The 13,289-nt window shown below is 73.9% G+C and carries 13 protein-coding genes; all 13 read right to left on the reverse strand.

The features are described 5' to 3' along the window. Positions 1–3 precede the first annotated feature (3 nt). Positions 4–567: an elongation factor P gene (efp, locus tag ACU4ZT_RS09405; RefSeq protein WP_063071749.1), complete on the reverse strand. Its 564-nt coding sequence runs from the start codon at positions 565–567 to the stop codon at positions 4–6. Positions 568–679: 112 nt separating this feature from the next. Next, positions 680–1,120, reverse strand: coding sequence for a type II 3-dehydroquinate dehydratase (locus ACU4ZT_RS09410; RefSeq protein WP_063071748.1), 441 nt, complete (start codon positions 1,118–1,120; stop codon positions 680–682). 61 nt (positions 1,121–1,181) lie between these two features. Beyond that, a complete protein-coding gene (locus ACU4ZT_RS09415) occupies positions 1,182–1,964 on the reverse strand; it encodes an SDR family oxidoreductase (protein WP_063071747.1) in 783 nt (260 codons plus the stop codon). Further along, entirely contained in the window at positions 1,961–3,106 is a 1,146-nt protein-coding gene (gene aroB, locus ACU4ZT_RS09420) for a 3-dehydroquinate synthase (protein ID WP_254654529.1), read from the reverse strand. Before aroB ends, ACU4ZT_RS09415 begins: the two co-directional genes overlap by 4 nt. After that, a complete protein-coding gene (locus ACU4ZT_RS09425; RefSeq protein WP_063071746.1) occupies positions 3,103–3,594 on the reverse strand; it encodes a shikimate kinase in 492 nt (163 codons plus the stop codon). Before ACU4ZT_RS09425 ends, aroB begins: the two co-directional genes overlap by 4 nt. 2 nt (positions 3,595–3,596) lie before the next feature. Next, a complete protein-coding gene (aroC, locus tag ACU4ZT_RS09430; RefSeq protein WP_415292797.1) occupies positions 3,597–4,835 on the reverse strand; it encodes a chorismate synthase in 1,239 nt (412 codons plus the stop codon). 51 nt (positions 4,836–4,886) lie between these two features. Beyond that, a complete protein-coding gene (locus ACU4ZT_RS09435; RefSeq protein WP_063071744.1) occupies positions 4,887–5,777 on the reverse strand; it encodes a shikimate dehydrogenase in 891 nt (296 codons plus the stop codon). Beyond that, on the reverse strand, positions 5,770–7,497 hold the full coding sequence (mltG, locus tag ACU4ZT_RS09440; RefSeq protein ID WP_445337067.1) for an endolytic transglycosylase MltG: 1,728 nt from the start codon (positions 7,495–7,497) through the stop codon (positions 5,770–5,772). The genes ACU4ZT_RS09435 and mltG overlap by 8 nt, the downstream gene beginning before the upstream one ends. Further along, the gene (gene ruvX, locus ACU4ZT_RS09445) at positions 7,412–7,897 is read right to left on the reverse strand and encodes a Holliday junction resolvase RuvX (RefSeq protein ID WP_063071181.1); all 486 of its coding nucleotides are present in this window, start codon (positions 7,895–7,897) and stop codon (positions 7,412–7,414) included. Before ruvX ends, mltG begins: the two co-directional genes overlap by 86 nt. After that, the gene (gene alaS, locus ACU4ZT_RS09450; protein WP_270981762.1) at positions 7,897–10,554 is read right to left on the reverse strand and encodes an alanine--tRNA ligase; all 2,658 of its coding nucleotides are present in this window, start codon (positions 10,552–10,554) and stop codon (positions 7,897–7,899) included. The genes ruvX and alaS overlap by 1 nt, the downstream gene beginning before the upstream one ends. 5 nt (positions 10,555–10,559) lie before the next feature. Continuing rightward, positions 10,560–10,781 carry a hypothetical protein gene (locus ACU4ZT_RS09455; RefSeq protein WP_063071179.1) on the reverse strand — a complete coding sequence of 74 codons (222 nt, stop codon included), beginning with the start codon at positions 10,779–10,781 and terminating at the stop codon, positions 10,560–10,562. A gap of 189 nt (positions 10,782–10,970) precedes the next feature. Continuing rightward, on the reverse strand, positions 10,971–11,600 hold the full coding sequence (gene rpsD, locus ACU4ZT_RS09460) for a 30S ribosomal protein S4 (protein ID WP_012038492.1): 630 nt from the start codon (positions 11,598–11,600) through the stop codon (positions 10,971–10,973). Between the two features lie 248 nt (positions 11,601–11,848). Further along, positions 11,849–13,261 carry a replication-associated recombination protein A gene (locus ACU4ZT_RS09465; protein WP_270981761.1) on the reverse strand — a complete coding sequence of 471 codons (1,413 nt, stop codon included), beginning with the start codon at positions 13,259–13,261 and terminating at the stop codon, positions 11,849–11,851. Positions 13,262–13,289 lie beyond the last annotated feature (28 nt).

Here is a 13,289-nt window from a genome sequence, read left to right on the forward strand (position 1 = left end):
GGGTCAGTCGGTGACGCGGCCGAGGTAGTCGCCCGTGCGGGTGTCGACCTTGACGCGCGTGCCCTGCTCGAGGAAGAGCGGGACCTGGATCTGGTGCCCGGTCTCGACCGTCGCGGGCTTGGTGCCGCCCGTCGAGCGGTCGCCCTGCAGGCCCGGCTCCGTGTACGTGATGGTGAGCACGACCGACGCGGGCAGCTCGACGTAGAGCCCCTCGCCGTTGTGCAGCGCCACGGTCACGTCCTGGTTCTCCAGCATGAAGTTCTTCGCGTCGCCGACCTGCGCCGCGGACAGCGTGATCTGGTCGTAGTCGCTCGTGTCCATGAACACGAAGTTCTCGCCGTCGGCGTAGAGGTACTGGAAGTCGCGGCGGTCGACCGTCTCGGTCTCGATCTTCGCGCCCGCGTTGAACGTGCGGTCGACGACCTTGCCGGTCATCACGTTCTTGACCTTGGTGCGCACGAAGGCGCCGCCCTTGCCCGGCTTCACGTGCTGGAACTCGATGACGGTCCACAGCTGGCCGTCCATGTTGAGGACGATGCCGTTCTTGATGTCAGCGGTAGAGGCCATGCGGGGAGGGTCCTTGCCTGTTCGACGAGCGGGATGCGGCGTGCGAGCGGCCGCGCGGAGGATCCGTCATCCGCGGCCCGACGGGGCGCATGCGGGGATCCGAGGGATCAGCCTAACGGGTGGCGGTCACGACGTGCGCGAGGGCGAGGAGGTAGGAGCCCTGCCCGAGACCCGCGATGACGCCCGTCGCGACGGGCGAGATGACGCTGGTGTGCCGGAACTCCTCGCGCGCATGCGGGTTCGAGAGGTGCACCTCCAGCAGGAGGATCCCCGCCTTCGTGACGAGCGCGGCGGCGTCGCGGAGCGCGTACGAGTAGTGCGTGAACGCGGCGGGGTTCAGGATCACGGGGCTCGCGGTGTCGACGGCCTCGTGCAGCCAGCCGATGAGGGTCGCCTCGTCGTCGGTCTGGCGGAGGTCGATCTCCACGTCGGCGGGCGCGAAGGCGACGAGCTCGCGCCGCAGGTCCTCCAGCGATCCGGTGCCGTAGACGTCGGGCTCGCGGCTGCCGAGCCGTCCGAGGTTGGGGCCGTTGAGGACGAGCACGCGTGACATGCGCCCAGCCTAGGGCGCGGGTCGGGTGGGATCGGCCGGCCGGTGCGCGCGGGGCGCATGCTCAGCCGACGCTCTGGCCGCCGTCGGAGCGGATGCGCTGGCCGTTGATCCAGCCGCCCTCGGCCGACACGAGGAAGCACACGAGCGCCGCGGCGTCGCGGGGCTCGGCCAGCCGGCCGCGCGGCGTCGTCTCGCGGAGGCTCTCGCGGATCTCGTCCGTGAACCAGCCCGTGTCCGTCGGACCGGGGTCCACGAGGTTCGCGGTGATGCGCACGTCCTCGAGCTCGCGCGCCGCCGCGATGACGATGCGGTCGAGCGCGGCCTTGCTCGCGCCGTACGCGACCTCCCCCACGACGGCGTCGGAGGTGAGCGCCACGATGCGGCCGGCGCCGGGGACGGCCCGGTACCGGCGCGCGAACCCCTGGATCAGCTGCAGCGATGCCCGCACGTTCACCGCGAGGTGGCGCTCGAGGCTCTCGACGCTCGTGTCGAGCAGCGCGCTGTCGACGGACTCCGCGTGGCTCAGCACGAGCGACGTGATGGGCCCGAGCTCCCGCTCGACCTCGCCGAGGATCCGCTCGGCCGCGTCCACGTCCACGAGGTCGGCCTCGACGGCGTGGGCCCGGCCGCCCGCGCGCTCGACGGCCTCCGCGACGCGCGCGGGGTCCTCGGGCCGGCGGCCCCACGGCATCCGCGCGTCGTAGTCGGACCAGTAGGTGAAGGCGACGTCCCAGCCGCCGAGGGCCAGGTCCTCCGCGATCGCCGCGCCGATGCCGGACACACGGCCGACGCCCGTGACGAGGGCGACGGGCCGGGGCGCGTCCGGATGCGCGGGGTCGGTCACGACCCGATCTCCTGGTACGCCGCGAACAGCAGCGCCTCCTCGGGTCCGTTGAGCACGCTCGCGCGGCCGACGCCGTCGAGCACGATGAAGCGCATCATGTCGCCGCGCGCCTTCTTGTCGCGCTTCATGCTCGCGACGAGCGTGGGCCAGCGGCCGACGGGGTAGCTCGTGGGCAGGTCGAGCGAGTCGAGGATCCGGCGGTGCCGGTCGACCGCCTCGTCGGAGAGCGAGCGGGTGAGGCGCGACAGCTCGGCCGCGAACACCATGCCCACCGCGACGGCCGCGCCGTGCCGCCAGCGGTACCGCTCGGCGTGCTCGATGGCGTGGCCGAGCGTGTGCCCGTAGTTGAGGATCTCGCGGCGGCCCTTCTCGGTGAAGTCCTCCCCCACGACCTCCGCCTTCATGGCGATGGCGAGCTCGACGACGCGGCGGAACTCCGGTGCCGTGGGATCGGTGACGCGCGCCACGTCCCGCTCGATGATGTCCAGGATCTCGGGCACGGCGATGAACCCGGCCTTCACGATCTCCGCGAAGCCCGTGACGAGCTCGTTGCGCGGCAGCGTCGCCAGCAGGTCGAGGTCGACGACCACCGCGGTCGGCGCGTAGAAGGCGCCGACGAGGTTCTTGCCCTCGGAGGTGTTGATGCCCGTCTTGCCGCCCACGGCCGCGTCGACCATGGCGAGCACGGTCGTCGGGATCTGGATGAGCATCACGCCGCGCAGCCACGTGGCCGCGACGAAGCCGCCGAGGTCGGTCGTGGCACCGCCGCCGAGCGTGATGACGGCGTCCGAACGCGTGAAGTCGGTGGTGCCCATGATCTTCCAGCAGAACGCCGCGACCTCGACGCGCTTGGCGCCCTCGGCGTCCGGCACCTCGGCGAGGTACACCTCGACGTCGCCCTGCAGGCGCTCCCGGAGCCGCGACGCCTCCTCGGCGAGGGCCGGCGCGTGCACGATGAGCACCTTGCGGACGCGCGGGCCGAGCAGCGCGCCGACGCCCGGGATCAGGCCGCGGCCGACGGTGACGTCGTAGCCGGGCGTGCCGGAGACGCGGATGACGGTGGGCGCGTCGGGCTCGACGGCGGCGGTCTCGTGCGCGGCGGCGTCGGTGGGGGCGGTGTCGGTGGGGTGTGGGTCGGTCATGGCTGCCTCTCCCGGGCGAAGCGCTCGATCTCGCGGGCGATGCGCGCGAGCGGGCGGTCGGAGGTGTCGATGGTCAGGTCGGCGAGCGAGCGGTAGAGCTCCTCGCGGTCGGCGACGATGCGGCGCCAGCTCTCGACGCCGTCCACGAGGGGGCGGTCGTCGCCGCGGATGCGGGCGCGGACGGCGTGCTCGCTCACGGTGAGGAGCACGACGTCGCACGCCGCGAGGTCGGCGCGGGTCGCCGGATCGAGCACGGCTCCCCCGCCGAGCGAGACGACGCCGCCGGCCGCGAGGGCGCGTGCGACCTCCTCGCGCTCGAGCTCGCGGAAGCGCGGCTCGCCGTGCTCGCGGAAGATGTCGGCGATGGACCCGTGCGCGTCCACGAGGGCGCGGTCGGTGTCCGTGAACGGCACGCCCATCGCGCGCGCGACCCGGCGGCCCACCGTGGTCTTGCCCGCGCCGGGCGCGCCGATCAGGACGACCGGCACGCTCAGGCCTCGGGCGGGGCGGGCGGGGCGGCGTCGGCCTCGTCGACGAGGTCGGCGCCGGAGCGGCGGCCCTCGGGGATCGCGTCGAGGTAGCCGCGCAGGTTCCGCCGCGTCTCGCCGACGGAGTCGCCGCCGAACTTCTCGAGCACGGCGTTCGCGAGCGTGAGGGCGACCATCGCCTCGGCGACGACGCCGGACGCGGGGACCGCGCACACGTCGGAGCGCTGGTGGTTCGCGGGCGCGGCGCCGCCCGTCGCGGTGTCGACGGTGCGGAGCGCGCGCGGCACGGTCGCGATGGGCTTCATGCCGGCGCGGACGCGGAGGACCGTGCCCGTCGACATGCCGCCCTCGGTGCCGCCGGCGCGGTCGGTGGACCGGCCGATGCCGGCGGCAGTGGAGAACAGCTCGTCGTGCGCCTCGGATCCGCGCCGCGTGGTGGTGAGGAAGCCGTCGCCGACCTCCACGCCCTTGATGGCCTGGATGCCCATGAGCGCGCCCGCGAGCTGCGAGTCGAGCCGGCGGTCCCAGTGCACGTGCGAGCCGAGGCCCGGCGGCAGGTCGTACGCGAGGACCTCGACGACGCCGCCGACCGTGTCGCCGCTCGCCTTCGTGTCGTCGACCTCGGCGACCATGCGGGCGCTCGTCTCGGGGTGGAAGCAGCGCAGCGGATCCGCGTCGAGCGCGTCGACGTCGGCGGGCGTCGGCAGCGGCGCGCCCTCGGGCACGCGCACGGGGCCGATCGCGAGGGTGTGGCTGACGAGGGTGATGCCGAGCTCGGCGAGGAACGCGCGGGCCACGGCACCGAGGGCGACGCGCGCGGCCGTCTCGCGGGCGCTCGCGCGCTCGAGCACGGGACGCGCCTCGTCGAAGTCGTACTTCTGCATGCCCACGAGGTCGGCGTGGCCCGGGCGGGGGCGCGTGAGGGCCGCGGCGCGCGCGCCCTGCAGCTTCTCGGGATCCACCGGCTCCGGGCTCATGACGTCGACCCACTTGGGCCACTCCGTGTTGCCGATGCGCACCGCGATGGGGCTGCCGAGCGTCCGCCCGTGCACGACGCCGGTCGAGAGGTGCAGCTCGTCCTGCTCGAACGCCATGCGCGCGCCACGGCCGTAGCCGAGCTTGCGACGGGCGAGGTCGGCGCGGATGCCGTCGAGGCTGACGGGCACGCCCGCGGGCAGGCCCTCCAGGACGGCGATGAGTTCGGGGCCGTGGGATTCCCCGGCGGTGAGCCAACGCAGCATGGCCCCATCCTCCCACAGCGGTCGGCGGCGCTCCCCCGGATCGGGGCGGCGTCAGGCGCCGGTCCAGGGCCTCCGCGGATCCCGGCCGACGCTCGCGAGCATCGCCTCCAGCACGCGCGGCTCGTCCGGCAGCGCGAGCCCGGCGTCGCCGTGGACGAACAGCCGCACCTGCCCGAGCGCCTGGTGCACGAGCATGTCGATCCCCGGCACCACGCGTCCCCCCGCCCGCTCCCACCCGGAGGCGATGCCGGTCGGCCACGGCGCGTAGGTGACGTCGAGGAGCGCGGCCGCGTCGGGCAGGCGGTCCGGGAGGGGGACGGCCGCGGCGGCGTCGCCCGGAAGGGTGCAGACGGTCGTGTCGGCGTCGCGCAGCGCGGCCGGCGCGTCGTCGAGGGACGCCGCCTCCAGCGTGATCCCGAGCTCGTCCGCGAGGGGCACGAGCTCCCGCACCTGCTCCGGCCGCCGAGCGGCCACGATCACGTGGCGCGCGCCCATGCGGCCGAGCGCGACGACGGCGGAGCGCGCCGTGGATCCGGCGCCCAGCACGACCGCGCGCCGCGACCGCTCGACACCCGCCGCCGCCAGCGCGCGGACGATGCCCGCGACGTCCGTGTTCGCGCCGCGCCGCCGGATCCCGCCCGCTCCGTCGCGCTCGAGGAGCAGCGTGTTCGCGGCGCCCGCGAGGCGGGTCGTCTCGTCCACGGCGTCGAGGAGCGGCAGCACGTCGCGCTTCAGCGGCATCGTGAGCGACAGGCCGCGCCAGCCGTCGCCGAGCCCGGCGACGAACGCCGGGAGCCCCGCGCCGGTGCACTCCGCGGCCTCGTAGGACCAATCGAGCCCGAGGACCCCGTACGCCGCGCGGTGCAGGCGCGGCGAGAGCGAGTGCCCGATGGGGCTGCCGAGGACCGCCAGCCGCACGGCCGGCGTCCGCGGATCAGCCATTGCCCGGGTTGTCCTTCATGAACTGCTGCCACTGCGCGACGGCCTTGAGGTGCTCCTCGTACGTCTGGGAGAACACCGTGTCGCCCGTGATGGTGTTGACCGTGACGAAGTACAGCCACGGTCCCTGCTCGGGCGCGATCGCCGCCTTGATCGCGAGGTCGCCGGGGTTGGAGATGGGCCCGACGGGGAGCCCGGGGTGCAGGTAGGTGTTGTACGGGTTGTCGTCGGCGCGCTCGGCGTCGGTGGTCGTGACGCGGCCGACGGACTGCGCCCCGTACGCGACGGTGGCGTCCGACTGGAGCGCCATGCCGATCCCGATGCGGTTCTGGAAGACGCGGGACACCTTGTAGAAGTCGCCCTCGAAGCGCGCCTCCTTCTGGATCAGCGCGGCCAGCGTGAGCACCCGATGGCGGTCCGCGGGCGCGACCCCCGCCTTGTCGAGCGCCGCGAACGTCCGGGAGACCATGGCCTTCACCATGTCCGCCGCCCTCGTGCCGGGCGGGAAGTCGTAGGTGGCCGGGAAGAGGTAGCCCTCGATGCTCGGAGCCTCGGCCGGGATCCCCAGCGCCGCCCGGTCGGCGGCGGCCGCCTCCAGGTCGGCGACGGGCGTGCCCGTCCCCTCGGCGACGAGCTCGAACGCCTGCGCCGCGGTCTGCCCCTCGGGGATCGTGACCTTGGCCTGCACCTGGCTCGTCGGATCCTGCAGCATCTCGAGCGCGGAGGCCGCGCTCATCTGCTTCCGCAGCGTGTACGTGCCGGGCTGGAACACGATCTCGCTGCCCGAGCGGACGACGGCCTGGTAGAAGGCCTTCGACGTCTTCACCACGCCCTGCGAGGCGAGCGTGTCCCCGATGGTGCTGCCGGTGTCGCCGGTCTTGACGACCACCTGCACCTCACCGGATCCGTCGCCGTCGTAGTCGGAGGGCTCGGCCTGGGTGAGCAGCGCCGAGACGACGGGGCCGAACAGCGAGGTCGCGATCACGGCGGCGCCGCCGAACAGCACGACCAGGAGGACCACGACGTAGGGCCACTTCGGGTGGCGCCGCTTCGGCTTCGGCGCGGACCGCGGTGCGGCCGGCGGACGGGGCGTGCGGCCGCCGCGGCGGGAGGCGGGGTCGACCGGCGCGGGAGCCGGGCGCGGGACGCGGACGGGCGCGCCCGACGTGCCGCGGTCCGGTGCTGCCGCGGCTGCGGCGATGCCGGCGGCGGCCGCGGATGCGGAGGACGCGTCGGCGGGTGCCGCGGACGCCGACGCGGCGGCTGCCGCGGACGGGTCGGGGAACGGCCGGGCGTCGCCGCCGACCGGTCGCGGGGCGGGCGACCCGGCCGACGTGGACGGGGCGGGCCCGGATGCCGCCGCGGCCTCCGAGCGCGCCTCCGCGGCCTCGCGCAGCGCGCGGAGCTCGCGGCGGGTCATGGGGGCGCCGGTGCCGATGCCGGGCCCGGCGCCCCGCGGGGCCGGGGTGTCGGCGTCCGCGGAGGAGGCCGTCGATCCGCCGGCGGGAGGGGAGGCCGGGACGGCGGACGCGGAGCCCGGAGTCGCCTCGACCACGTCCCCCACGTCGCCGAAGAGGCTCTCGAAGGGGTCGGCTCCTCCGCCCGAGGCCGTCGTGGCGCGTCGGGCGGGGTCGTGCTCAGGCGTGTCGGTCAGGATCGACTCGGTTCCTCGGGACGAGATCGCCGGGTGGGGAGCCGGCGGCGCGCTCGCTCTCGAGCGCATGTTGAAGGATTATAACGGCCGCCACCTGGTCGATCACGGGCCGCTGCTTACGGGAGCCTCTGCCGGAGGAGCGCAGGGCGCTCTGCGCGGAGACCGTCGAGAGCCGCTCGTCGACAAGCCGGACGGGGATCTCCGTGGCGTCGGCGAGCCGCCGCGCGAAGCCCTCGGCGTCGTCGGTGGAGGCCGTCGCCCGGCCGGAGAGCGCGAGCGGCAGTCCGACGACGAGCTCGACGCAGTCCGCCTCCGCGGCCACCTCCAGGATGCGGCGCACGTCCGCCGAGCCGGCCGCGTCGCGCGGCACGGTCTCGACGGGCGTGGCGATCAGCCCGTGCGGATCCGACCGGGCGAGGCCGATGCGGGCCTTCCCCACGTCGACCGCGATCCGGGCGCCCAGGCGCATCAGGATGCGAGCGCCTGGCGCACGGCCGCGAGCGCGTCGGAGATGGCCGAGACGTCCTGGCCGCCGCCCTGCGCGAGGTCGTCCTTGCCGCCTCCGCCGCCGCCGAGCACGGCCGCCGCGGCGCGGGCGAGCTGCCCCGCCTTGGCGCCGGCGTCGCGCGCGGCCTGGTTCGTGGCGACGATGACGGTCGGCTTGCCGCCCGCGTCGCCCGCGAGGGCGATGACCACGGGCTCGGATCCCGCGCGCTCGCGCACGAGCGTCACGAGCTGGCGCACCTCGTCCGCCGAGCGCACGCTGCCGAGCGAGTCCTGGATCAGCGTGACGGCGCCCACGCGCGCACCCTGCTGGAGGAGGGCCGGCACGCGCTGCTGCAGCGCCTGCGCCTCGAAGTCGGCGATGCGCCGCTCCGCGGTCTTGAGGTTCTGCAGGAGGTCGGCGATGCGGTCGGGCAGCTGCTCCCGCGGCGTCTTGAGGCTCGAGGTGAGCTGCGACACGATGGCGCGCTCGACGGCGAGGTCCTGGAACGCCTCGCGACCCACGAGCGACTCGATGCGGCGGTTCGTGGATCCGACGGACGACTCCCCCACCACGTTGATGAGCCCGATCTGCGCGCTGGAGGACACGTGCGTGCCGGCGCACAGCTCGCGCGACCACGGGCCGCCGATGTCGACGACGCGCACGGTGTCGCCGTACTTCTCGCCGAACAGCGCCATGGCGCCGAGCTGCTTGGCCTCGTCGAGCGGCATCACGCGCGTGACGACCTGCAGGTCGTCGCGCACGGCGCCGTTCGCGATGTCCTCGATCTCGCTGCGCGTCTCGGGGCTCAGCGCCTGGTTCCACGCGAAGTCGAGCCGCATGTAGCCGGCGCGGTTGTAGGAGCCGGACTGGTGCGCGTCCTGGCCGAGCACCTGGCGGAGCGCCGCGTGCACGAGGTGCGTGCCCGAGTGCGCCTGGGTCGCGCCGCGGCGCCAGTCGGCGTCGACGACGGTGGTGGCGGCGTCGCCGACGCCCACCTCGCCCGAGCGCACCTGCACGCGGTGGCTGACGAGGCCCTTGACGGGCTTCTGCACGTCGAGCACCTCGAGGTCGAAGCCGTTCCCGACGATGCTGCCCGCGTCGGCCTCCTGGCCGCCGGACTCGGCGTAGAGGCTCGTCTCCGGGAGGATGACCTCCGCGATGTCGCCCGCGACCGCGTGGTCGACGCTGTGTCCGCCCACGATGAGGCCGAGGATGGTCGTCCCGGTCTCGAGCTCGTCGTAGCCCGTGAAGCGCGTCTCGCCGGCTGCGCGGAACTCGCTGTAGACGGTGAGGTCGGCGAGCGCGGTCTTCTTGCTCTTGGCATCCGCCTTGGCGCGCGTGCGCTGCTCCAGCATCAGCCGGTCGAACGCCTCGCGGTCGACCGTGAGGCCGTTCTCCTCCGCCATCTCGAGCGTGAGGTCGATGGGGAAGCCGAACGTGTCGTGCAGGAGGAAGGCGGTGTCGCCCGCGATCCGCTCGCCGCCCTTCGCCTTGGTCTCGCCCACGGCCACGTCGAGGATCGTCGTCCCGCCGGCGAGCGTGCGGAGGAAGGTCTCCTCCTCCGCGTACGCGAGGCGGGAGATGCGGTCGAAGTCGTCGGACACCTCGGGGTACGCCGCCTTCATCGCGTCGCGCGACGCGGGGAACAGCTCGCCGAAGGTGGCGGCGTCGACGCCCATGAGGCGCATGGCGCGCACCGTGCGGCGCATGAGGCGGCGCAGGATGTAGCCGCGTCCCTCGTTGGACGGCCGGACGCCGTCCGACATGAGCATGAGCGACGAGCGCACGTGGTCGGCGACGATGCGCATGCGCACGTCGTCCTCGTGGTCGGCGCCGTAGCGCCGGCCCGAGAGCTCGGACGCGCGGTCGAGGACCGGGCGCACCTGGTCGATCTCGTACATGTTCTCGACGCCCTGCTTGAGGAACGCGACGCGCTCGAGCCCCATGCCGGTGTCGATGTTCCGCTTCGGCAGGTCGCCGAGGATCTCGAAGTCGCTCTTGCCGGTGCCCGCCCCGCGCAGGTACTGCATGAAGACGAGGTTCCAGATCTCCACGTAGCGGTCGTCGTCCGTCGCCGGGCCGCCGTCGGCGCCGTAGGCCGGGCCGCGGTCGAAGAAGATCTCGGAGCAGGGGCCCGCGGGCCCGGGCTGCCCGGTGTGCCAGTAGTTCGTGTCGCGGCCGAGGCCCTGGATCCGCTCGTCCGGGAGCCCCGCGATGCGCTTCCACGCCTGCCGGGCCTCGTCGTCCTCGTGGTAGACGGTGACCCACAGGTCGTCGGGCGAGAAGCCGAGGCCGCCGTCGGCCTCGCTCGTGGTGAGCAGCTCCCACGCGTACGCGATGGCCTGCTCCTTGAAGTAGTCGCCGAACGAGAAGTTGCCGTTCATCTGGAAGAAGGTGCCGTGCCGCGGCGTGCGGCCGACCTCCTCGATGTCGAGCGTGCGGATGCACTTCTGCACGCTCGTGGCGCGCGGGAACGGCGCGGGCACGACGCCCGTGAGGTACGGCACGAACGGGACCATGCCGGCCACCGTGAACAGGAGCGTCGGGTCGTCGCTCACGAGCGACGCCGACGGCACGACGGTGTGCCCCCGATCGCCGAAGTACGTCAGCCAGGCGTTGCGGATGTCTGCGGTCTGCATGCGGTCTACTGCTTTCCCAGCTCGGTGATGGTGTCCTCGGCCTCGCCCACGGCGGCGCGGAGCTCGGCCTCGCGGCGGCGGTACCCGTGCTCGACGGCCTCGCCGAAGCGGCGGGCCCGGGCGTCGACGCCCTGGAACAGGCGGTGCCCGGCGGGCGTGCGGTCGACCACGTGGGCGGCGGCGAAGCCGATGGCGACCCCCACGGCGATGAGGACGAGGTTCTTCATGGGGTTCCCCTTCCGGGAGACGTCGTGCCGGGTGCGCGGCCACGGGGCCGAGGGCGATCCTACCGGCCCGGTCTCGGCGTCCCGCGGGCGGGCGGGCGGGCGCGCGGTCGCCGGCGCCCGTGGCCCGGATACGCCGCGAGGCGGGCCGCCCCGGAGGGCGACCCGCCTCGCGGACGGTGGTGCGGGTGGCTAGCGGGCCGCGTAGTACTCGACGACCAGCTGGACCTCGCAGGTCACGGGGACCTCGGCGCGCTTCGGCAGGCGCACGAGGCGGGCCTGCAGCTTGTCGAGCTCGACCTCGAGGTACGAGGGGAGCTTCGGCAGCACGTCGGCGTGACCGCCGGCGGCAGCGACCTGGAAGGGCTCGGTGCCCTCGGAGCGCGGCTTGACGTGGATCATCTGGCCGGCCTTCACGCGGAAGGAGGGGCGGTCGACGATCTTGCCGTCGACCATGATGTGGCGGTGCACGACGAGCTGGCGGGCCTGCGCCGTGGTGCGCGCGAGGCCGGAGCGGACGACGAGCGCGTCGAGGCGCTGCTCGAGGATCTCGACGAGGTTCTCACCGGTCAGCCCCTGGGTGCGACGCGCCTCCTGGAAGGCGATCTTGAGCTGGGCCTCACGGATGCCGTACTGGGCGCGCAGACGCTGCTTCTCGCGGAGGCGGACGGCGTAGTCGCTGTCCTGCTTGCGCTTGGACCGGCCGTGCTCGCCCGGCGCGTAGGGGCGCTTCTCGAGGTACTTGGCCGCCTTCGGCGTGAGCGGGATGCCCAGCGCGCGGGAGAGGCGGGTCTTGCTGCGGGTGCGTGACTTGGTGGACACGTTTTCCTTCCAGGGAGAAAGTCTCTGACGACGGGTGGTGCAGGGCGTCCGCGCACACGCATGGGCGCGCGACGATCGATCCCGCTGATGCGGGTCCTGCGGAAGTAGAGGGATTCGCCACGGGTCGTCCGGCTACAGGACGTGTCCCTTGGATCTGGATGTCGACGCAGCCGCACGCGACACCCCATCTAGGCGACAGCGAGCTTAGCACGGCATCCGCGCGTTCCCGGGGGTGCGCCGCGCCGGCGTCACCCGCCGCGGACGATGCGCCGCAGCTTCTCCAGGCGCGCCGCGAGGTCGCGCTCGTGCCCGTGCTGCGTGGGCGAGTAGTAGGTGCGGCCCACGAGCTCGTCGGGGAGGTGCTGCTGGGTGACGACGCCGATGTCCGCGTCGTGCGGGTAGCGGTAGCCCTTGCCGTGGCCGAGGCGCTTCGCGCCCGGGTAGTGCGCGTCGCGCAGGTGCAGCGGCACGCGGCCGAACGCGCCGGCCCGCACGTCGGCGATGGCCTGGTCGATGCCGAGGTAGGACGCGTTCGACTTGGGCGCGGTCGCGAGGTGCACGACGGCCTGGGCCAGCGGGATCCGCCCCTCTGGCATGCCGATGAGCTGCACCGCGTCGGCGGCGGCGACCGCGACGACGAGCGCCTGCGGGTCGGCGAGCCCGATGTCCTCGGAGGCCGAGACGATGATCCGCCGGGCGATGAAGCGCGGGTCCTCCCCCGCCTCGATCATGCGGGCCAGGTAGTGCAGCGCGGCGTCCACGTCGGAGCCGCGGATCGACTTGATGAAGGCGCTGATGACGTCGTAGTGCTCGTCGCCGTTGCGGTCGTAGCGGAGGAGCGCCCGGTCGACGGCGAGGGCGACCTGCTCGGTGGAGATGGGGATGGGCGCGGGGTCCTCGGCGGGCGCGGGCGCGGCTGCCTCGTCGTCCTCGTCTTCGTCCTCGTCGTCCTCCGCCGCCGCGCGCGCCTTGCCCGACGCGTCCGCCTGGGCCGACACCGCGGCCGCCTCGAGCGCCGTCAGCGCGCGCCGGGCGTCCCCGGAGGCGAGCCGGATGATCATCGACCGGGCGTCGTCCTCGAGCGCGAACCGGCCGCCCAGTCCCCGGGCGTCCGCGACGGCGCGGTCCACGAGCACGCCGAGGTCGTCGTCGTCGAGCTGCTCGAGGGTCAGCAGGAGGCTGCGGGAGAGCAGCGGCGAGATGACCGAAAACGAGGGGTTCTCCGTGGTGGCCGCGATCAGGATCACCCAGCCGTTCTCCACGCCCGGCAGCAGCGCGTCCTGCTGCGCCTTGGTGAAGCGGTGGATCTCGTCGAGGAACAGCACCGTGGAGACGCCGAAGAGGTCGCGGTCGCTGAGCGCCTTCTCCATCACCTGGCGCACGTCGCGGACCCCGGCCGTCACCGCGGACAGCTCGACGAAGCGGCGGCTCGACCCGTGCGCGATGGCCTGCGCGAGCGTCGTCTTGCCCGTGCCGGGCGGGCCCCACAGGATGATCGAGACGGAGCCCTGCTCCCCCGCGACGTCCGAGGCGAGGCTCACGAGCGGCGATCCGGGCGTCAGCAGGTGACGCTGGCCGGTGACCTCGTCGAGGCTCCGCGGACGCATCCGGACGGCCAGGGGCGTGGCCCCCGAGCGGAGGCCCGTTCGCGTGTCGGTCATGACCTCGATGGTAGGCGGGACCGGCTAG

The organism is Clavibacter davisi (assembly GCF_052751415.1).